We start from the raw sequence: 22,582 nt of genomic DNA, 5'->3' as shown, positions 1-22,582 counted from the left end.
AGTGACTGCTATGAATCTGAACCATTTTGGCCAAAAAAATAAGCAACTTCAACAGTTGTTGGCACAGTCTACACACTGGCAACGTTTGACAAACTGTCTCAAGCAAGAATTGCCTGCCACCATGAGACCGCACTTTAATGTAGCTTGTGTGCGCGATGGATGTTTGGTCGTCATCGCCTATAACAGCATGGCCGCTTCTCGATTACGCATGGTATTACCGGCATTATTACCACAATTACAATTGATTGATGGCACGGTTGAATCAGTAAAAGTTAAAGTACAGCCACCAGATTTAAAGCCTGAAGTAGTTAAACAAGCTAGTTTGGGTCCAGAGGCGCGCAGTGCATTGTCACGCTCTGCTCAGACCTTAGCCCATCATCCCGAACTGGCGGCTGCCTTACGCCGTCTGAGTGAAAAAAATATTTAAGCCAGCCAACTGTATCGCAAATTCGGATTTGTAGAGATTTCCGACTACTCATTAGAAATCATTGCTTCGATATTTAAATGAAATATTAATTCTAGCCAAATAAATATTATTCGAAAATATAAATTCAAATTCTAAATTTAATTTGTCTAGCTTGAAAACATGGTTTACATTTATTACGTTTTAATGAAAATCCACTACAGCATCAGGAGGAATATTCAAAAAAAATTTTTATAACAAGCATTTACTGTATTATATATTAAAATATTTTATATTCATAAAAATATATCCCGATTATGCTGCTTTTCAAAATTTCATTTTAGCTTATCGGGAAATCCGGTACATATGTAATTGAAAACATACCAGCGAGCCATTCAGATTTTGTTTACGATATTTCCATTTCATTGGCGCAAATATAAACAAAGAATCAAATGTTAACATCTAAAATATTCTCTTTATTAGTTGCAGAAAATTTAATTTATATGCCATTTAAGTGAAATAAAAAACCAGCCGACAACAAAGCCATGCGCCCCCCATAACACATAATAGATTCATTTCTGTAGCAGCAAAACTTGGAAAAAGCGGATTCACCATTATATTAAGCCGCAGAAAACACAGCCTGTATTAGCCAGCTGGTCACATATTACGCATAATTGACACAGGCATGCAATCAGCCGCACAGTAGCACAGAGGCTTGTGTTAAAATTCCCTATTTCATGCTTACTTTTTACTGCGCCCTTTAGGTGCCGGACTATTGATTTATGTTGAAGAACCTGGCAAAAAAAATTCTCGGAAGCCGCAACGACCGGCTTTTGAAACAATATCGTAAAGAAGTATCCAAAATCAATGCCGTTGAACCAACCATTCAGGCACTTAGTGATACTGAACTACAGGCTAAAACAGCTGAATTCAAACAACGTCTGGCCGATGGCGAAAAACTGGACCACCTGCTGGTAGAAGCCTTTGCCGTTTGTCGTGAGGCTAGCCGGCGCGTACTTGGCATGCGCCACTTTGATGTGCAGCTGATTGGCGGCATGGTGCTGCATCACGGCAAAATTGCCGAAATGCGAACCGGTGAAGGTAAAACACTGGTGGCCACCACAGCTGTGTATCTTAATGCTCTGGCTGGCAAAGGCGTGCACGTCGTTACAGTCAACGATTATTTGGCCGCTCGTGACGCCGGCATCATGCGTCCGCTGTATGAATTCCTTGGCATGTCTGTTGGCATCATTATCAGCAACATGGACCATGAAGATAAAAAAGCCGCTTATCAGGCTGATATTACCTACGGTACCAACAACGAATACGGCTTTGATTATCTCCGCGACAATATGGTCAGCGACTTGAGCGAAAAAGTACAGCGTGAGCTCTCATACGCTGTAGTCGACGAAGTCGATTCCATCCTAATTGACGAAGCACGTACTCCACTAATTATTTCCGGTCAGGCCGATGATAACGTCACTCTATATCAGGTAATGAACCAGATACCGCCGCAACTAATCGCCCAGAAGACCGAAGAAGGCGAGGGCGATTACTGGGTAGACGAAAAAGGTAGACAGGTCATTCTCAGCGATCAGGGGCATGAGCACGCCGAACAGATTCTCACCAAAATGGGATTGTTAAAAGAGGGCGATTCCCTTTACTCCACTACCAACATCATGCTGATGCACCATCTGATGGCTGCCTTGCGCGCCTATACCTTATACCAGCGCGACCAGCATTACGTGGTGCAGGATGGTGAAGTAGTGATTGTAGACGAGTTTACCGGCCGTCTGATGGCCGGCCGGCGCTGGTCTGATGGTCTTCATCAGGCAGTAGAAGCCAAAGAAGGTGTGGAAATCAATAAAGAAAACCAGACACTGGCTTCCATTACTTTCCAGAATTTCTTCCGCCTGTACGACAAACTAGCCGGCATGACCGGTACTGCTGATACCGAAGCATTTGAATTCCAGAATATTTATGGTCTTGAAACCGTCATCATCCCGCCAAATCGCCCGATGATACGCAAAGACCTGAACGACCAGATTTACCGTTCCATCGAAGAGAAGTTCGAAGCTGTAGTGGCTGATATCAAAGAACGCCACGCCAAAGGCCAGCCCATACTGGTCGGTACCACCAGTATCGAAAACTCCGAGCTGGTTTCCGCATTATTGGATAAAGAGCATTTGCAGCACAATGTGCTCAATGCCAAAGAGCATGCCCGCGAAGCCGACATCATTGCACAGGCCGGCCGCCCAGGCATGATTACCGTTGCCACCAACATGGCAGGCCGCGGTACCGATATCGTACTTGGCGGCAACATCAAGCCGCAAATCGATGCCATTCAGGACGACGAGAGTCTCAGTGAAGCTGCCAAAGCAGAAAAAATTGCCAAACTACAGGAACAATGGCAGCGCGATCACGATGCTGTAATAGCCGCAGGCGGGTTGCACATCATTGGTACTGAACGCCATGAAAGCCGCCGTATCGACAACCAGTTGCGTGGCCGCGCCGGCCGTCAGGGTGATGCAGGTTCGAGCCGTTTTTATCTTTCATTTGAAGACCCGCTGCTACGCCTGTTTGCCTTAGAACGTGCCACGGCCATTCTGAATCGCCTCGCGCCCGAACGTGGCGTTGCCATAGAAGCTGGCATGCTGACCCGCCAGATTGAAGGTGCCCAGCGTAAAGTGGAAAACCGTAATTTCGACATGCGTAAGCAAGTACTGGAGTACGACGACGTTGCCAACGACCAGCGTAAAGTAATTTACCATCAGCGTGCTGAAATACTGGCTAGCAACGATATCGACGGCCTGATGCAGGAAATTCGTCACGATGCTATTGTGGAAACGGTAGACAGCTTTATCCCGCCCGATAGCATGGAAGAGCAATGGGATATTGCTGGACTGGAGCACAAACTGGCCAGCGATTTCCACATCGAAGTTTCCATCAACGACTGGCTAAAAGAAGACAATAGCCTCGACAATGAAAGCATCTGTGAGCGCCTGCTAGACATGGTTGAAAAGGATTATGCTTATAAAGTCGAACAGGTTGGCCTTGAAACTATGCGAAGATTCGAACGCGATATCATGCTGCAAATCATCGACAACCGCTGGCGCGAGCATCTGGCCGATATGGATTACCTGCGGCAAGGGATTCATCTGCGCGGATACGCCCAGAAAAACCCCAAACAAGAATACAAACGCGAAGCATTTGAAATGTTTCAGGCCATGTGGAGCAACATACGCAATACCGTAGCCTCATTGCTGATTTCCGTGCGTTTCGAACAGGCGCCGGCAGAAGAAGAGACACTGCCGCCGCAGATGTTTGCAGCCGGTACTGACGACGATGAGGATTACAGCCCCACAGCCATGGAAGCACGCGGCATCATTGTGCGCCGCAACGACCCTTGTCCCTGTGGCAGTGGCCTGAAATATAAATTGTGCCACGGCCGCCTGTAATTTCGACTAAATTATTTCATCATTCACAATAGGCTGTCGGGAAACTGGCAGTCTGTTGCTGTATTGGCAGAAGCCTGTGCTGAATGTTTCCTGCCAGCTGAAATGATTAAAGTGATTACTCTAAAACCCATTGAACCGCGCATCAAATTGTCTTAAAATTCACACCTTACGCCAGCGCCGACAGCAAAAATGCTTATTCAGACATCAGGCTGGCGTATTTTCGGTTTACGCTAAAAATACCGCTTTCCTTAATCATGGATTATTAATGGCAGCCTACAACACTCAAAAAGTCCTGTCCGTACATCACTGGACAGATGCATACTTCACATTTACCTGTACCCGTGACGAATCTCTGCGTTTTCAGAATGGCCAGTTTGTCATGATTGGTTTGCTGGTGGATGGCAAACCGCTAATGCGTGCTTACAGTATTGCCAGTGCCAATTGGGAAGAAGAGCTGGCTTTTTTCAGTATTAAAGTACAGGATGGCCCATTAACCAGTCGCCTGCAACACCTGAAGCCGGGCGATGAAGTGCTCGTTAGCAAAAAGCCCACTGGCACATTGATTGCTGGTGATCTCAATCCTGGTAAAAACCTGTATTTGCTTTCTACCGGTACCGGTTTAGCACCGTTTCTCAGCGTCACCAAAGACCCTGATATCTACGAGCAGTTTGAAAAAATTATCCTGATTCACGGCGTACGCTACCAGAAAGATTTGGCCTATTACGACCACTTCACCACCGAACTGCCTAATCACGAATATCTGGGTGAGATGGTGCGCGAAAAACTGATTTATTATCCGGTGGTATCACGTGAAGACTACATTCATCATGGGCGCTTAACTGATTTAATGAAATCAGGTAAACTTTTCACCGACATTGGCTTACCGCCGATCAATTCCGCCGACGACCGAGCTATGATTTGCGGCAGTCCGGAAATGCTCAAAGATTGCTGTGACACCCTCAATAGCTTCGGGCTATCCATTTCCCCGAAAATGGGGCAGCGCGGTGACTATGTAATCGAGCGCGCATTCGTAGAGCAGTAAAGCTAAACCGGACGAATTCGGCAGCAGCCATTGTCAGTCAATGTGCTGCTGATTTTATTTAGTCTGGCAGCCATATCATGCTACTCATTTAACTGCACCTTAACCGCGACTATGCAAAATCTGCTTACTTTGTTCATCATCTTGATTCCGCTGTTTGCCGGATTTTGTATTCCTGTGCCTGCGCGTGCCGTTAGCTGGCTGAATATCGGACTCTCATGGCTGGTGTATTTGATTTTATTTTTGATTGGTCTGTCACTGGCACAAGTGCCCAATCTAGGCGCCGAGCTGGCCGTCATCAGCTTTACCGTAGCAGTATTATTTGTCTGCCTTATAAGTACCAATCTACTGCTGTTTATCTGGTTTGACCGCCGTTACCCGTGGCATCTGCAACGGCAGCAGACCGCCACCCAGTCTGGTGATATCAGCATTATGGGTAGCTTAAAACAGGTAGCCTGTCTGCTGCTCGGGTTGACCGCCGGCCACTTTTTTTCTTTTAGCTGGTTAGGCAATCCGCAGGCTGCTGTCAACAAGGCACTGATTATTCTATTGCTGCTGGTGGGAATGCAGTTGCGTAGTTGCGGTATTACCTTGCGACAAGTATTTCTGAATCGCCGTGGTGTGATTTGTGCCGTTTTGTTCACACTGGCCAGTCTGCTTGGCGGTCTGCTGTTTGCACTGTTGATGCCAAACGTATCCATTAGCAAAGGGCTGGCACTGAGTAGTGGATATGGCTGGTATTCGCTTTCCAGCATTATTATGAGTAAATCCTATGGAGCCGTGTGGGGCAGCATTGCCATGTTCAATGATCTGGCACGCGAATTCTTTGCCCTGCTGTTTATTCCTCTTCTGATGCGACGCTATCCTACTGCAGCCGTCAGCATCGGCGGCGCCACCAGCCTTGATTTTACCCTGCCCGCGATACAGGCTTCCGGTGGAATCAGCGCTGTACCATTGGCCATCAGCTTCGGCTTTATTGTTAACCTCACCGCACCGGTGCTAATGGTGTTTTTTTCTTCGCTGAATTTTTAGTGTAAAAATTTTGTTGTTTAGCTGTGCGATTGACCAAAATAGCCGTCTCATTTTTTTTATCTAAAAAATAGTTATTATGTTTATCAAGCGTGTATATACCAGAAAATAACGCATTACCGTATCAATATTCAAAATGGTTTCTGGCCAGAATGAATCAGTTGCGGTAAAAAATTGTTTGAGTTCACTGCATTACATGGATATGATCCATTACAATGTCCTTGCCCAACATTATTTGGATTATTTTAAAGTCCATAAATAATGGCATAACCCAAAATTTTTTGTCTACAAATGACATCTATCGTTAGGTTAATGTTACATTTAAATACAAAACAAATTACGCCTATATCAATACGACTAATGTGTTTTATATCCCGTTTTTTACCACTCTATCCGTACTTAGAAAAATTATGTTCTTCACTTATCCAACATAGAAATTTTATGAATTGAAGATGATATTAATTGTTGGAAGAAGCTAAATCATATTCACAAGTAAAATAAATAACTTTAAAGAAAATTTTGTCTGGTTTAGGTTTAACTCTTTCTATTAAATTTCAAAATATTTTCTAATTTGCATTAGCAATTGATTATTAATACCTACCTTGAAGGTATTTATTAAATGTTTGTGTCAAAGTTCAAACCATTTATCCAGATTTTATATTTCTGATTATTCATAATAAAATTATTAATAAGGTATTTTAAACTGATAATACTAAATATATATTATAAATATATAATTTACGAAATTATATTTTATAGAATTATATTCAAGCAAAACTAATTAAATCCTTTTTTTAAATCATTTATTTTGACAAAACTTATTTTAAGTATTAATATTTTAATGTTTAATTTAATAAATATAATGTAAAAATTGAAAACACAAGCTGTGGGAGAACAGCAACCAGACAGGAGGAACAATCTGCCGGATATCATCCGGCTAGCTATTCCGGCCGCAATAAAAAATGTTGCCTTAAATTTGGAAACAACATACAGGTATCAATCCTGATTTATTGCAATATCATTTAAATTTCACCATTCTCCAGCGGCAGTCAACAGTGCCAGAAGAAAGCAAAGCCACAGTGAATATTATTAAATATTAAATTAATGATTTGAATTAGAATTTTATGTCAAATATATCGATATATGCGCAATTTTTAACGATATATAAAAATATGTACGCAAATAGATTGCAACAAATGAAATATCTTCATTAAAATTAAATGAAATTGCTTATTCCTAACCATAATTTACAAATACAGCTTCACGAATTAGACCTGCCGTTGCTCGTGTTTAAGGCGCTGCATAGTATCTGAATGATACTCAGCCTGATTTAATCAATAAACTTCGATGAACCTATACGGTAAGAAAAGAGTTGATTAATAAGTTACTGAGTTTTAAAGATTCGAAAAAATCATTCTGCCTATTTGTTTTAGTTCAAATAAACAAAGCTTTTTTATTGGCTAAAAATGCTGTTAAGAGTAAATTAAAGGCATAAAGTTTTAAAAAAAACTTTAATCTGTAAGAAATTAATCAAAACGATATATTCTCAAAACTAGACAAAGAAAGAGAACCATCATGTTTATGTGGTATAAAAATGTATCAAGAAATGAGAGAAAAACTTTTTGGGCGTGTTTCAGTGGCTGGGCACTTGATGCACTCGAAAATCAGATGTTCGGATTGGTGATTCCCTCATTAATTGCCTATTTTGCCATTACCAAAGGGCAGGCCGGATTACTCAGCAGTGCGACATTAGTTACCTCAGCTTTGGGCGGTTGGTTTGCTGGAGCTCTTTCCGACCGCTATGGGCGCGTCCGGACACTGCAAATCATGATTGTGTGGTTTGCATTTTTTACATTCCTGGCTGCATTTGTAACCGACTACCATTGGTTGTTAGCACTCAAAGCCTTACAGGGTTTTGGTATTGGGGGAGAATGGGCTGCCGGAGCTGTACTGATGGCTGAAACTATCTCCAGTCAGTATCGTGGCAAGGTAATGGCTATTGTACAAAGTGCATGGGCTGTGGGATGGGGATTATCCGTAATCTTGTTTTCCATTGTGTTTAGTCTGGCACCAGAAAGCATGGCTTGGCGCATTATGTTTGCTGTGGGTCTATTGCCATCGTTACTTATATTTTATGTTCGCCGGCATGTAGAGGAACCGGTCAAGCAGACAGTCGAAACATCAAAAACCGAAGAAAGGCAACCATTAGCTGATGCACTCTTCGGTATTTTTTCACCCAAGCTTATTCGCACCACGGTATTGGGTGGTTTACTAGGACTGGGTGCACATGGCGGCTATCATGCCATTATGTCGTGGCTGCCAACCTTTCTTAAAGAAGAGCGCCATCTTTCGGTACTTAATTCTAGTGGCTATTTGGCTGTAATTATTGTTGCATTCTGGTGTGGCTGTATCGCTAGCTCGGTACTGCTCGACAAAATCGGCCGCCGCTTCAATGTAGCTTGCTTTGCCATCTGTTGTGTAATTACCGTTCGCATCTATCTTTTTGTACCATTGACTAATACCCAAATGCTGTTTCTCGGTTTTCCACTAGGCTTTTTTGCCGCTGGTATACCTTCAAGCCTTGGTGCATTGTTTAACGAACTCTATCCGCAACAGTATCGTGGTGCCGGCGTGGGTTTTTGTTATAACTTTGGCCGCATACTTTCCTCAATCTTTCCGTTTCTAGTTGGTCACATGAGTGCATCTATGTCACTGGGTTCCGCAATCGGTATTGATGCCAGCTGGGCTTATTCAATTGTAGTTATCAGTGTATTGCTCTTGCCGGAAACCAAAGGCCGTGATTTAAAGCAGATCAATCAGGATGGTCAGATTTCCGATAAGTAGTATATTAAATAAGGTAAAAAAATGATTCAGCCAACAATCGGCAGAATAGATAGTCATGCACATGTATTTACACTGGATTTGCCGATGGTGGCTTGCCGGCGCTATACACCGGCTCAGAATGCGCCACTGTCTGCTTATCTGGCGCATCTGGATGCGCTCGGCTGCACCCATGGCGTATTAATCCAGCCAAGTTTTCTGGGTAGTGACAATAGCTTTATGCTGCAAGCGATAGCTCAGGCTGCCCCCAGACTCAGAGGCGTAGCCTGTGTTACTCCAGATATCAGCTTGCCCGAATTGGAAGCATTAGACAGAAGCGGCATCGTTGGCATTCGTCTTAATGTTATCGATGGCACCCAGCCGGATCTGAATACTGCTGCATGGCAAGATTTGCTCGAAAAAATCAAATCTCTTAGCTGGCACGTAGAAGTTCATTGCCGCAGCAACAAACTAAGCTCCATTCTGGTGCCACTGCTTAGAAAGCAGATCAATGTGGTAATTGACCATTTCGGCCGGCCATCAGATTTTAATCATAGCCGTGATTACGGTTTTCAGCAGCTATTAGAATGGGGGCACAGTGGGCTGGTGTGGTGCAAAATCTCTGCGGTTTACCGCACCTGTGCTCATGCGGACGAGGGTCATAAATTTTTAGCCGATACTGTACCTAAGCTTGTGGAAAACCTTGGCCGTGAGCGCCTGATGTGGGGCAGTGACTGGCCGCATACTCAGTATGAACAGCAGATTAATCCTGAATATCTGACTACACAGCTGAATATGTTGTTACAGGATGAAACACTGGCACAGGCCGTATTGTGGGACACTCCGGCTAAGTTTTTTAAATTTGTTTAAACCAAGTTCAGATTGATACAACTTCTTTTATGCTAAATATATTTCTGGGCGCAATGTTAGCAAAAATCTCTGTTTTGTTATGCTGAAGCAACCCTTTATCATTTAGACCAATTCTGCAAACAAGTGGCGATAAGTTTCCCTTATTCGGAAAATGATTCAGAACATATTAGAAGACTGGTTTGTTATAAGTTTTGATGTATAAATTGAACAAATATTAGACACTTTTGGTTGTTATAACAGAAATGGTTATGAACAGTAGCAAAATTGTTTATATATTAATTTTGGCTGTTGGATTAAATTTATGCGATGGGTTAAATCAGAGCAAAAGTTCTGAAATTTTATAATTGCGAAGCATATATTGCAGGCTGTATAAAGAAAGTATGGCTTAATCCACTCATATAAATTAGGAATATTCACTTATGAAAAAATACATTTTAGCTTCTGCATTATTATTTGGGCTGTGTTCGGGCGTATTTGCTAAAGGATATAGCTATGATTCCTCTAACATCGAAGACTTACCTGCACAATGCATAACCTTGGAAACGGTTTTATCAACAACCTATAATCAATATAATATGGCTTACAGAGGGCAAAGATCGCTGGCGGATGCTGATAGAGTAGTGGGTACAGAAATTGAAAAAGCCTTTTTAAAAGGCACACCTGATGAGTACCTGCTCAATAAAAATCTACAACAATTTACTATGATTAAAAGAAACGGGCTAGAAAATGAGATTGCTCGAAACAGAATTTACAATCTTACCGGATTGATGACGAGACAGGAATTAATCAACATCGCTAAAAAAATGAAAAAGAAAGCAATGAATGGTGGTTTGACTGATAAAGATTATCGTATGTATGATGAATCAGTAATTAACGATTGCCTTGCCAGAGTGAAAAAACATCCGGAAGGTAATAGCGGCTCAGATTACTATAAAGCCATTGATTATTCAAAACGCAAAGCCACTAAATAATATATCCAGCCGCTAAATAGGCGGCTGATTATTTTATTAATAAATGGAAAGCATTAATCCAATATCCGATACCGGTGCTGGCAGCGGGGTAGGTTGGTCGCTGCGACAATGATGGAGTCTTCACTCAAAGATACAAATACAATCGGCTTTTAGGCTAAGTCTAAACAGATCCTTATTTTGTACATCTTTAGAGCCTTGCAGACGCTACACAATGTTGAATTTCTAATTCTTAAAATGAAATTTTATCAAGAATAAGTTCAAAAGCTGAAATTCGTTGAAATTTCAATTGCTTTTTTAATTTCTTGCAAAGTGGAAATACCAATTTCTTCAGTTTTACTTTTACGTAAACAATTATGTATAATTTTTATTTTTTCCTCATCAAGGTTAAATTTTTTCAAGTAATCAGTTATGGTTGGTGTGAGTATTTCTACTGAGTCAGAACTAAAAATGCTCAAAAGTAAGCATCCTAAATACTCAAAAAAATTCAAACGGTTTTTATCTACCAAAGTATAATTTGAATCGATATTTTCTAAGACATTATTTATAAAAATAATCATATTATCATTATCTTCACTATCTAGATTATTATAAGTTTTATAAATATCTGGAACTTTTATTTTTATAATAATGAAAAAGAAGACTAGAATAAGTTCATTTGTACGAAAACGATTATGAGATCTTGCTACGATATTCAAAATATTACAAAATGCTTCTATTTCTCTTAATGTTAATTGATATAAATAAATAAAATCCCAAATAAATACTCTTATTGTAACGCCACTGTAAAATATTACATCTACAATGTCGTTGAGTGATAATTTTTCCAGTAAAGTATTAATAAATTTATTTTTATTTGGTATTGGTAATAAATAATCAAAATCAATAAACCGGCGCAGATAGCCATTTACATCCAGTCCTTGCCCATATACTGCCCGAATGGAATGCGCTAGCTGGCTTTTATCTGTGGCCAGTACAAAAATAATATTGTCCACATTAAACAAATGTTTGGCTTTTTCCAGTACTTCAATTGCAAAATTGGGGGGCAGCGATCCAGCTCATCAATAAAGATTATCAATGGTTTCATTTCATTGCTAGGAGAATGGCATTCTGCCAGTTTACTCAAATTTTCTTTAAATTCATTTAAAATCTGTTTTGATTTTTCGTATTTTTCAATTTGCTTTTTGGCTAAGCAAGCACCCAAATTGTTTGTAAAATCTACAATTTTATCCGCTTTAATTCGTCCATTCGTAAAAAAGCTTCCTATTGCTGAACCAATTGCCAGCCAGTCTTTCGCAGAAGCATCTTTTACCAAATAGATTGATTTGTTCTTTAACGTATTTAAAAAATCATTGCCTTTTTCCTTATTTTTTTCCAGACAAATTTTCAATTGATAAACCAATCTCCCCAATCAAAGCAATCAGTGCATCATCAGTGTAATCACTTTCCCAGGCATTGAAATAAATAGTCGGAATAGATTGCTGATGCAAATATTTTTCCCACATCCTGATAAAAGTGGTTTTGCCTTGCCCCCAGCCGCCATCAATACACAGCACAATTGATTGTTCAAAGCTGGTGATAAACTTGGTGAGAATTTCAATATTGTCTTTTCTGTTCAGTACATCGTTCTGAAACGGATTATCATCTGGAATTTCGATAGGTACACATTTTTTCAGGCTGTTTTCACTCATTTCAGCTTATCCCCTGTAGCCAATTTGTTAGCGGCCACTTGGTTTACTCTGATTTTGTCTAGATTATAACTGTTTATGTTGTATACAAGTCCGATATCATTGCATAGGTGCAGCACATTAGCGCAATATAAATATTTTAACAGTCAGATAGGCATAAAATATCGAATCAGCACTGTATTCGGCCACTAAATTCCAGCGGCTTGTTGCAATTAGCTTTGCTAGTAGTAGCGATAAGCAGAACAACAGGCCTTGCATTTCAGTTGAGAGTATTAGTTCCATCTAATAAGATGATTTGTAAGAAAATTATTATGAATAGTAAAGTCTGGTCACGGCCGTTGCTGAAATGCCCGATTGCGTTATAAATCCCCTGTGGCTGCTTGCTTTTTGCTATAGATGGCCTTATGTGTAGATTAAACCGCGCACTGCGGTTTTTAGCCGTTATGAGCAGTGTCAATTTTTTGGATGAATTTATTTTCAGGTAGCAGATATATGGATGTGATTCAGTATCCCGGTAGTGTATTCAAATTGCACCAGCCGTTTCCACCGGCTGGCGACCAGCCAACGGCAATTGAGGGATTGCTGGAAGGGCTGGATGATGGTTTATCCAGCCAGACTCTGCTTGGGGTAACCGGCTCAGGTAAAACCTTTACCATGGCTAACGTTATCGCACGTAGTGGCCGTCCGGCCATCATCATGGCGCACAACAAAACACTGGCCGCCCAGTTGTACGCAGAGATGCGCGAATTTTTTCCTGAAAACGCCGTTGAATATTTCGTCTCCTACTATGATTACTATCAGCCAGAAGCCTATGTTCCCAGCCGCGACTTATTTATCGAAAAAGATTCGGCCATCAATGAACACATCGAACAGATGCGCCTGAGCGCCACTAAAAGCCTGATGCAGCGGCAGGATGTTGTGATAGTTGCCACTGTGTCTGCTATTTACGGTATTGGCGACCCCAATGAATACCATCAGATGATTCTGCACCTTAAAGAAGGTCAGAAAATCGACCAGCGCGACATCATAGCGCGACTGGTAGCGATGCAATATGAACGCGGCGACATCGACTTTGCGCGTGGTTCTTTTCGTGTACGTGGTGACGTGATTGATATTTATCCGGCCGAAAGCTCCGAGCTGGCACTGCGCGTAAGTCTGTTTGATGATGAAGTTGACCGCATGCAATTATTCGACCCTGTATCCGGCAGCTTGCAACAGCGTGTCGGCCGCTATACGGTATTCCCATCCAGCCACTATGTCACCCCACGTGATACGGTACTGCGTGCCTGTGAACACATCAAAGAGGAGCTGGGCGACCGCATCAAATGGTTTACCCACGAGGGGCGGCTGGTTGAAGCCCAGCGCATAGAGCAGCGTACGCGCTTTGATTTGGAAATGCTGTACGAAATGGGTTTCTGCAAGGGTATTGAAAACTATTCTCGCCATTTTTCCGGCAAACCTGAAGGCGAACCGCCACCCACTTTGATGGACTATCTTCCCAAAAACGCACTGATGTTTATCGACGAGAGCCATGTCACCGTCAGCCAGATTGGTGGCATGTATAAGGGTGATGCTTCGCGCAAGCAAAATCTGGTCGATTATGGTTTCCGCTTGCCTTCGGCACGAGACAACCGCCCATTGAAGTTTCACGAATTCGAGCGCGTGATGCCACAGACTATTTTTGTTTCCGCCACACCGGCGAAATACGAAGAAGAGCACGCAGGGCAGGTGGTCGAACAGGTGGTGCGCCCCACAGGTCTTGTTGACCCAGAAATCATCATTCGCCCTGTGGCCACGCAGGTAGATGATTTACTTTCAGAAATTAACATTCGCCGTGAAAAAGGTGAGCGCGTACTTGTCACCACTCTGACTAAACGCATGGCCGAGCAGCTTACCGATTACTACGCTGAGTTAGGCGTTAAAGTTCGCTACTTGCACAGCGACATTGATACTGTTGAGCGCGTCGAAATCATCCGCGACCTGCGACTTGGATTATTCGATGTACTCGTCGGCATCAACCTGCTACGTGAGGGGCTGGATATTCCCGAAGTTTCACTGGTGGCCATACTCGATGCCGACAAGGAAGGCTTCCTGCGTAGCCACCGCAGTCTGATTCAGACCATTGGCCGTGCCGCGCGTAACGTCAACGGCAAAGCCATTCTATACGCCGACAAAATCACCGACTCTATGAAAGCGGCGATAGACGAAACTGAGCGCCGACGTGCCCGCCAGATACAATTCAATACTGAACACGGTATCGTACCACAGCAGATAAAAAAACAGGTACGTGACCTTATCGATGGTGTGTATCACGACGAAAACGGCGGCAAAGGCCGAGGCCGTAGTAAACTCAAAGTTGGCGAAATCCATACCGAAGACGATGCGGTTAAAGAGATTGCTAAACTCGAAAAAGCCATGCAGGCAGCCGCCCGTGACTTACAGTTTGAAGAAGCAGCCCAGATACGTGACAAAATTCGCGCCATCAAAGAAAACCTGCTCTTCGGCGCCAGTGACACCTGAATGACAAATGTTTCCGGTATCGGCCGGTGTATTGCCATCCAATAGTGGTTGGCGCTGCCCAAAAAATACTAAGCCGGCCGTACTCGGAGCATAAAATTTCCGCCCTTAGCGCCACAGGTATATACTAACCTAGCTATCTCTATACGTGCCGGCCGCTGCCGCCCAGCACCGGCACACCATACTGGAGCCATACTATGCAGCTCTCGCATCGCCAGCGCTTGCTGGCTCTGGCCAGACTTCCCGCGCTGCTTCTGCAAACCGCCGCCAGCGTAGTGTGTACCGCAATATTTTGCTCCATCCTCTTCATATGGCGAGTAAGTAGCGAGCTGCCACTGCATCCCGTCAACCTGCTCAACCACAACGATTTTCGCCTTATCCTAATATTACTCTGCGGCTGCATGCTGTTTGCCTTTCTACCCTCACTTCTGTCTGCCATCCTCAGTAGCTACCTCAGCCACCACCTGCCACGTCTCATCATCAGTGCCGTAGCCGCCGGCACCGCTTTGTTTACTGCCCTGATACAGAACTGGCTGTTTGTCTGGCCGCTAGACTGGTTGCCCCTGCTCCTCAATGCACTGGCGGCCGGACTTAGTGCACTATGCTTTGCCAATGTAAAAATACTAGCAAAAAAACATTAGTTATCAGGCTGTAATCATCTGCACTCTCGCCATTACAGCCGGCTGTTATCGCAAATCTTCAATATCATCATACACATAATCGGCTCCCGTTCCTAAGCTGGTGTAGCCATCACCTGCTGTTATCAAAAAATTTCATCGTCATCATAACAATCGTCAAACAGCAAAATAATCAACCAGCTAATCGTTGCAAAACCGGCATAGCCGCGCCAGAACTAAATTTACTATTGCTGAGGACAAGTAAAAGTGCTTAAATTAAGCACTTATTATTGTCAATGATTTAAGTCAAAAACACATAAATCACACCAATAGTGAATACTTCTTTGTGCTAACTTCCAGATAAACACTTATCAGAACAACCTGAAGAGAAGAGAGAAGAGTTTGCGTTATGAAAAACACCAAATGCGATAGCTCAGCAGACGTCGTACTCATTGGCGCCGGCATCATGAGCGCAACACTGGGAACATTTCTCAAGGGGTTACAGCCAGACTGGCAGATAAACATCTACGAACGCCTTGCCGATGTAGCCGCCGAAAGTTCCGATGCATGGAATAATGCCGGTACCGGCCACTCAGCCCTGTGCGAACTCAACTATACACCTGAGCTAAAAGACGGCACAGTTGAAGTATCCAAAGCCATCAAAATCATCGAGCAGTTCGAGCTGTCCAAACAGTTTTGGGCCTCACTTGTTGACGCCGGCATGATTTCTGACCCTAGCGAATTCATCCGCAGCGTTCCTCACATGAGTCTCGTGCGCGGTGAAAAGGATGTAGATTTCCTACGCAAACGCTACCATGCCCTGCAACAATACCGTCTGTTTCAGGACATGCTCTACACCGAAGACAAACAACAAATCAGCCAGTGGGTACCCCTTATGATGCAAGGACGGGACAACAGTGAGCCCGTTGCCGTCACTTGGTCAGACCTTGGTACCGACGTAAACTATGGCTCTTTAAGCCGCCTCTTAATCAACAACCTTACCGAACACGGTTGTCACCTGCATCTTCAGCACGAAATTATTGACCTCCGGCAGGAAAGTGGCCGCTGGTTGCTTGATATCAGAGACCTCTCTACCAATACCCGTCAGCAGATATCTGCTCGTTTTGTATTTATCGGTGCTGGTGGTGGTTCCTTGCGTTTGCTGCAGAAAAGCCAAATCAATGTCAGCAAGGGCTACGGCGGCTTTCCTGTATCCGGACAATGGCTAGTGTGTAAAAACCCTGAAATCGTCCGCCGCCATAATGCCAAAGTCTATGGCAAAGCCTCCGTCGGTGCTCCACCTATGAGTGTGCCACATCTGGATAAACGCGTGATTAATGGCGAAGAAGCCTTACTTTTCGGCCCTTTTGCCGGCTTTACCACCAAATTCCTCAAACGTGGTTCCTTCAAAGATCTATTCAAAACCCTCAACTTTGCCAATATTCGTCCTATGCTCACCGTTGGCATGCACAACCTCGGCCTCGAACACTATCTCATCCAACAAGTGAGATTAAGCTTTGCCGACCGCATGAAAGAATTACGCACATTCTATCCTGAAGCTCGAGATGAAGACTGGCAGCTTGCCATCGCCGGTAATCGTGTGCAGGTAATTAAAAACGATCCACATAAGGGTGGTGTGCTTCAGTTTGGCACTGAACTGGTAAAATCTGCCGATGGCACTCTTGCCGCTCTTTTAGGAGCCTCCCCCGGAGCCTCCACTTCTGTATCCATTATGCTTGAGTTACTTGAACACTGCTTTCCCGCTCAAGTGGCTGGCGATTGGTCTGCGACCCTACATAAATGGATACCTAGCTATGGCCAGAAACTCGAACACAATCCCGAGCTTGTACAGCGCATCCGCGACTGGACCCTCAAGTCGCTAGGTCTGCATATCCCTGACAGACACACACCCACTCAGCCTGTCCATTCATAATAATAACGTTGCCATAAACTACCTGACCAAATTCTAAGAATTTGGTTTTTTTTTCATCTGTAACCCTCATACATTCCATCACAGCAGCGCTGACTACCAAATTTTTTGCATGCCTCTAACGAAGCAGCTACTTTAAGTTTTAGTGCTTCGACGTCTTTAATCCCGAAAAGTTTTCCACCGTATTAAGGGGAGGAAATGATTAGTAAAAGTTGGTTTTACTATTATATTTAGCGTGTCCGCATCGCCCTGCATTGAGGAAATTGGCCATAACAATATTTGTGTTAGCTAGGCACGTGGCAACTAGGATCTGACTTGTATTAACGTGATTAGAAAAATTAAAAAATCAAAAGTCATAGAATTCTAGAAAACATACAGAAATTGTAAAAGGTAAAGGTATCAGAAAGGGTAAACCATACTTATTAGTTAGTGGCACAAAAAGGCAAGTGAAGCAGGCTAAGATAATATCAGCAACAAGCGAGTAGTGTATAAGAATGGAATGTGTAAGCAACTCACTCTTGATGGCATTTAGCCGGCCAGGCTTAGCAAATTTCTCCTCAGCATCGTCAGAAAAATTTATATTGGCAACAAAGGTTGAAATTTAATAGAAGAAAGCCATAAATTGATGGTTAGATACCTGCATGGATTTCATCTCGAAAACATGCATTCCGGCATTTTTGATTGACACTTATTTGCCTAAGCGGAGACAGACACTTTCACCACAAAAGATTGAAATAATAAAAAAAGTATTGCTAAGTTTGCTGAATTAGCAGTAATCTCAATACAGCGTTTCATTAACGCTGACTTCGCCCCAACGCCATTGCATTGATATCCATGCAGTGGCGTTTTATTGTGTACATTGCCAATATCACTCTTTTTAAGTAGATTATAGTGTATTAATGATATTGGTATAATTAATCCCGTGGCTTTGCTTTAGCTTCTATTTATCAAAATATATCTTAATGGATAAATTACAAATAAAAGTATCGAATATAATTAAGAATTATATGCTATATAGTTTTTAAAGTAAATAAAAGAACTAAAGTAATCAATTTCTATATTATAGATAACTCTTTTTCAAATTTTCTAGAATATAGAAATAGATATTTTGTATGAATTATGCAAATATATTATTATTTATCAGGTTAACCAGCATATTATCGGCAGTTCCGGCTATCATCTCTTACAATTCGGCTTCAGACCTATTATCTTAATAACCTTCGGCAAAAACTAATCCAAAGCGGGCTCTGTAAAAGCACTCGTATACGATTGTGAAAATATGTACAGTGATCCAATCAACGACAACTGAATACAGGGTGCCAGAAATGGGGATGCTTACGAAATCGGTAAAAAATAAATGTGCATTCACCCTTGGTTCTTTTTATCTGTGAGAAAAATGGGGGCAGAAGCATGGTCGTGTATACATCATGGGTCGCGCTACTGTATTGAGAGTGGTAGATAAGTATTTAAATTTATTAAGATTAATAATAAAAAAGAAATGGTTATATTATGCCATATGCTAAAAAATATTTAGCTGATGTTTACCTTACCGCCCTCATCACCATCTGCCAGCGATGATTTTGGCAGGGTAAAAAATATCACCGTGCATTTTCTGGCTTGTAATCAGATTTTCATTACCTACAGTACTATTAAGAGGGTAGAAATACACCGATGCATTCTAAGCTATTTGCCAAAAGTTAAAAGCTATGCGCGCCACGACAGAGTCTTAAATCCATGGCCGATTATCGGCACAATTAAGCCAAGCTCGAAGCCATCAAGAAAGAGGGCGAAAACATCGCACAGATGATTATACCGGCATATAGAGGAATTACTACAGCAAGGCAAGCTGCCGGCAGCTTCGAATTAGACTGCAATGTATGCTGATTATGTGGCGGTATTGCCACCAGCACCAGCATGAGCCGACCTTGTGGCACCGGCGTAAAGCTACCTCGCAAAGTCAGAATGATATGCCGTGGCGTAGGTGAATGGTTTAGTTTTCTGTGCGGTGCTGTTTTAGTGCGTTTTGTTGTTGGTGCGGAACCGGCTGGCTGCTGATAATGTTTTTCTCACTATTGAGAGCGTTAAATAAGGCACGGAAGTTTTGCACGGTAAAGGGGAAGGGTTTGCGCACACCGGCAGGCGGAATGGTGAATATGGTGTGACCAGGGTTGGTATTTTTAAGGCGGATGATATTTCGAACTGAAGCAAAGATGATGAGGGCAATGCTGAGTAATAATGCGGTTTTGGCAGTAATTTGAATTGTTTTGATACGGTTTTTTCTGCGGATGGTTGCTGCTGGATGGAAGTAATAATGGCAGACTCGGCTCAGCAGTGAATGAGAGGGCGATGATGAGGCTACGCTATGCTTATCGGCAGCAGCGTGGTGATTAATTGATGCCTGTTGGTTGCCGATTTTGTGTTGCTGTTGTTCGGGCTGTGGCTTTAGCTTGCTGATGTTGTCTGTTGTTCCCATGTTTTGTCCTTTGATGCTGTGCCTGATGTTGTTTCTTACTCGCATTGGATGCGAAAAGCGTGGCACAGTGCTGCTTTAATTGAATTAATTGCCGTCCTTATGCTGTAACCACCAATTTATAGGCTTCGTTTTGAAGCGATAAATTGCAGGGAGCCCAGTATTTTTAGCAGTTTGTTGTTGTGCTGAAGCAGCGTGGATGTAAGTAAGATTTAGTTACTAAAACATAGCGTTAGTATTTTACATTAAACTTTTGTTCTATGCTCGGTATGGTATATGAAATTTGTGTTGGCATTGTGTGCAGTTGGACAAGTAGGTCTATACTTTATTTATTGGTAGGGTTAGCTGCAGGCTGATTGAGGTGTTTCTGGTGTAGGTACTGGCCGGCATTTGGAAAAAGGACGATACAGCGGTCAGGAATGTGGATTTACTTACGTGCAACTGCGGTGCTTGTGCTTAAGGCTATCGGCTTGAAGCCGGAAACTGCTGGCGTGGCGGCTGTAAAGCTTTGTGATAATTATTAGTATGTATGCAGGGGTAAATTTTGGGTGCTGCGGCACGGGGCTAAAAAAGAGTTATTTCGGCATAGGCTACTTTTATAGCTGCACTTGGACTAAATAGAAGGTGCTACGTGCTGAAAAATAGGGGTGACATTTGCTATGGCATGTTTTCCTGTAGCTGGTTGCTCTGCTATCCGTTTGATTAGCCGGATGCTGACTGAGGTAAAAATGCTATTTGAAGAGCTTAAGTAAGCTGATTACGGGTGTTAAAGTAAAATTTTGTTTGTATTTCGGTTAATTTGGTTTAGTATTTGCCAGACTATTACTAAAATACTTAATGCTTTTTTTATTTAGTATAATTGTATATTGCTTATATAAATTGGGTATATAATTATTACCTTTTGGTTGGTATTTTCAGCCGGTCTGCTGTGAATGCCTTTGCACATATTCAGAATAGCTATGCTTAATAAAGATCAGTTTGCCGATAATCATTTTATCCGTTCTATCATTGAGGAAGACCTGCAAAGCGGCAAGTGCCAGCAGGTGATTACGCGTTTTCCTCCGGAGCCGAATGGTTATTTGCATGTTGGCCACGCCAAATCCATTTGTTTGAATTTTGGTCTGGCTTATATTTATGATGGTTTGTGCAATCTGCGCTTTGATGATACGAATCCTGAGAAAGAATCGGATGAGTATGTGCGCTCGATTAAAGAAGATGTGCAGTGGCTGGGCTTTCAGTGGCATGAGGAACATTATGCTTCTGATTATTTCGAGCGTCTGTATGATTACGCAGTGGCGCTGATTCAGGATGGTAAAGCGTATGTGGATGATCTGGATGCGGAGGAAATGCGCCAGTACCGCGGTACGTTAACTGAGCCAGGCAGAAACAGCCCATATCGCGAACGTTCTGTTGAGGAAAATCTGGATTTGTTTGCGCGCATGCGTGACGGTGAGTTTCCAGACGGCAGTAAAACGCTGCGGTTGAAAATCGATATGGCGGCAGGCAATATCAATCTGCGCGACCCAGTGATTTACCGTATCCGCCGCGTGCATCATCACCGTACTGGTGATAAGTGGGTGATTTACCCGATGTATGATTACACGCATGCGATTTCAGATGCGATTGAAAATATTACCCATTCGTTGTGTACGCTGGAATTCGAATCCCATCGGCCACTGTACGACTGGGTGGTGGAAAACATTGCTATTGCCCATCAACCCCATCAGTATGAGTTTTCGCGGCTGGAGTTGTTATATTCGATTACGTCCAAGCGCAAGCTCAATCAGCTGGTAGTGCAGGATCATGTGTCTGGGTGGGACGACCCGCGTATGCCTACTATTTCTGGTATGCGTCGTCGCGGCTATACTCCCGAAGGGCTGCGCCTGTTTGCTAAGCGGGTGGGAATTTCTAAAAGTGAAAATGTAGTAGATATGAGTGTGCTCGAAGGAGCCATTCGAGAAGATCTGGAAAGTGTAGCGCCACGAATGATTGCGGTGTTAAACCCGATTAAAGTGGAGCTTATTAATTTTGATGAGGCAGTGACACAAAGCCGTGAAGCGCCATACCATCCACATCATCCAGAGATGGGTGAGCGTCTGATGCCGCTGAGCAAAACCATTTATATCGAAGCCGATGATTTTGCGTTAGACCCGCCTAAAGGCTGGCAGAGGCTCACACCGGGTGGCGAGGTGCGTCTGCGATACAGCTATGTGATTAAATGTGAGGAAGTGGTGCAGGATTCATCCGGCCGGGTGGTGTCGCTGAAGTGTTCCATCGATCACGAAACGCTGGCTGCCAAGCCGCAAGGGCGTAAGGTGAAAGGGGTAATACACTGGCTGTCTACGGAGCATGCGGTATCGGCCAAAGTACGTCTTTACGACCGGCTGTTTACGGTGGAGCGTCCGGATGCAGTACGTGGAGATGATGGTCAGTACCGCGATTTTACTGAATTTCTGAATCCGGCCTCGGTAACGGAAATTGATGCGCTGGTCGAACCAGTAGCGAATACGCTGGCACCGGAAACGCGCTATCAGTTTGAGCGGTTGGGCTATTTTGTTACCGACCGCTACGACCATACGCCGGAAAATCCGGTATTTAACCGCACGGTTACTTTACGTGATACGTGGCAGGCACAGGCAGAAAAAAAATAATTGTGCCTGTATTCCTGTGTATATAGCCGGCCGTTATGGCCGGCTTTTTGGTAAACAGAATCCGCCGGACGGGCAGCCGGTGGCTTGTTAAAATAAGCATAATGGTAAGTTCTGCTGATTAA

14 protein-coding genes and 1 pseudogene are annotated in these 22,582 nt (G+C 43.1%); 11 read left to right on the top strand and 4 right to left on the bottom strand.

Features of this window, described 5'->3' with window-relative positions; genetic code table 11:
- Positions 1 to 10: 10 nt before the first annotated feature.
- From J3U64_RS03720 to J3U64_RS03690, 7 genes are all read left to right on the top strand, one after another.
- Positions 11 to 427 carry a DciA family protein gene (locus J3U64_RS03720; protein WP_267408321.1) on the top strand — a complete coding sequence of 139 codons (417 nt, stop codon included), beginning with the start codon at positions 11 to 13 and terminating at the stop codon, positions 425 to 427.
- Between the two features lie 758 nt (positions 428 to 1,185).
- Complete coding sequence (gene secA, locus J3U64_RS03715) at positions 1,186 to 3,861, top strand: preprotein translocase subunit SecA (protein ID WP_267408320.1); 2,676 nt, start codon at positions 1,186 to 1,188, stop codon at positions 3,859 to 3,861.
- A gap of 265 nt (positions 3,862 to 4,126) precedes the next feature.
- The gene (locus J3U64_RS03710) at positions 4,127 to 4,903 is read left to right on the top strand and encodes a ferredoxin--NADP reductase (RefSeq protein ID WP_267391459.1); all 777 of its coding nucleotides are present in this window, start codon (positions 4,127 to 4,129) and stop codon (positions 4,901 to 4,903) included.
- Between the two features lie 111 nt (positions 4,904 to 5,014).
- Complete coding sequence (locus tag J3U64_RS03705; RefSeq protein ID WP_267391458.1) at positions 5,015 to 5,932, top strand: lysine exporter LysO family protein; 918 nt, start codon at positions 5,015 to 5,017, stop codon at positions 5,930 to 5,932.
- A 1,572-nt stretch (positions 5,933 to 7,504) separates the two neighbouring features.
- The gene (locus J3U64_RS03700) at positions 7,505 to 8,773 is read left to right on the top strand and encodes an MFS transporter (protein WP_267391457.1); all 1,269 of its coding nucleotides are present in this window, start codon (positions 7,505 to 7,507) and stop codon (positions 8,771 to 8,773) included.
- A gap of 21 nt (positions 8,774 to 8,794) precedes the next feature.
- Positions 8,795 to 9,619, top strand: a complete 825-nt coding sequence (locus J3U64_RS03695; RefSeq protein ID WP_267408319.1) for an amidohydrolase family protein — start codon at positions 8,795 to 8,797, stop codon at positions 9,617 to 9,619.
- 419 nt (positions 9,620 to 10,038) lie between these two features.
- Positions 10,039 to 10,590 (top strand): hypothetical protein, encoded by a 552-nt coding sequence (locus tag J3U64_RS03690; RefSeq protein WP_100152170.1) that lies wholly within the window; start codon positions 10,039 to 10,041, stop codon positions 10,588 to 10,590.
- Positions 10,591 to 10,847: 257 nt separating this feature from the next.
- Here the strand turns inward: J3U64_RS03690 and J3U64_RS03685 are convergent.
- A pseudogene (locus J3U64_RS03685) lies at positions 10,848 to 11,713 on the bottom strand (P-loop NTPase fold protein).
- Between the two features lie 238 nt (positions 11,714 to 11,951).
- Positions 11,952 to 12,278 carry a P-loop NTPase fold protein gene (locus J3U64_RS03680; protein WP_267408318.1) on the bottom strand — a complete coding sequence of 109 codons (327 nt, stop codon included), beginning with the start codon at positions 12,276 to 12,278 and terminating at the stop codon, positions 11,952 to 11,954.
- A gap of 489 nt (positions 12,279 to 12,767) precedes the next feature.
- On the opposite strand from J3U64_RS03680, the gene uvrB reads away from it, so the two are divergent.
- Entirely contained in the window at positions 12,768 to 14,795 is a 2,028-nt protein-coding gene (gene uvrB / locus J3U64_RS03675) for an excinuclease ABC subunit UvrB (RefSeq protein ID WP_100139657.1), read from the top strand.
- 68 nt (positions 14,796 to 14,863) lie between these two features.
- Here uvrB and J3U64_RS03670 read toward each other — a convergent pair whose 3' ends face one another.
- Positions 14,864 to 14,986 carry a hypothetical protein gene (locus J3U64_RS03670; RefSeq protein WP_267408317.1) on the bottom strand — a complete coding sequence of 41 codons (123 nt, stop codon included), beginning with the start codon at positions 14,984 to 14,986 and terminating at the stop codon, positions 14,864 to 14,866.
- 3 nt (positions 14,987 to 14,989) lie between these two features.
- Here J3U64_RS03670 and J3U64_RS03665 point away from each other — a divergent pair, with 3 nt between their 5' ends.
- Together J3U64_RS03665 and mqo are read left to right on the top strand one after the other, a co-directional pair.
- On the top strand, positions 14,990 to 15,433 hold the full coding sequence (locus J3U64_RS03665) for a hypothetical protein (protein WP_267408316.1): 444 nt from the start codon (positions 14,990 to 14,992) through the stop codon (positions 15,431 to 15,433).
- Between the two features lie 385 nt (positions 15,434 to 15,818).
- Positions 15,819 to 17,342, top strand: coding sequence for a malate dehydrogenase (quinone) (gene mqo, locus J3U64_RS03660; RefSeq protein WP_267408315.1), 1,524 nt, complete (start codon positions 15,819 to 15,821; stop codon positions 17,340 to 17,342).
- A 1,987-nt stretch (positions 17,343 to 19,329) separates the two neighbouring features.
- Here the strand turns inward: mqo and J3U64_RS03655 are convergent.
- Positions 19,330 to 19,812 (bottom strand): hypothetical protein, encoded by a 483-nt coding sequence (locus J3U64_RS03655; RefSeq protein ID WP_267408314.1) that lies wholly within the window; start codon positions 19,810 to 19,812, stop codon positions 19,330 to 19,332.
- Positions 19,813 to 20,768: 956 nt separating this feature from the next.
- On the opposite strand from J3U64_RS03655, the gene J3U64_RS03650 reads away from it, so the two are divergent.
- Complete coding sequence (locus tag J3U64_RS03650) at positions 20,769 to 22,460, top strand: glutamine--tRNA ligase/YqeY domain fusion protein (protein ID WP_267408313.1); 1,692 nt, start codon at positions 20,769 to 20,771, stop codon at positions 22,458 to 22,460.
- The last annotated feature ends 122 nt before the right edge of the window (positions 22,461 to 22,582 follow it).

Origin of the sequence: Snodgrassella sp. B3800 (assembly GCF_026535865.1) — a bacterium.
Taxonomy (GTDB): Bacteria; Pseudomonadota; Gammaproteobacteria; order Burkholderiales; family Neisseriaceae; genus Snodgrassella; species Snodgrassella alvi_E.
This window is presented reverse-complemented; position numbering and strand designations above follow the sequence as displayed.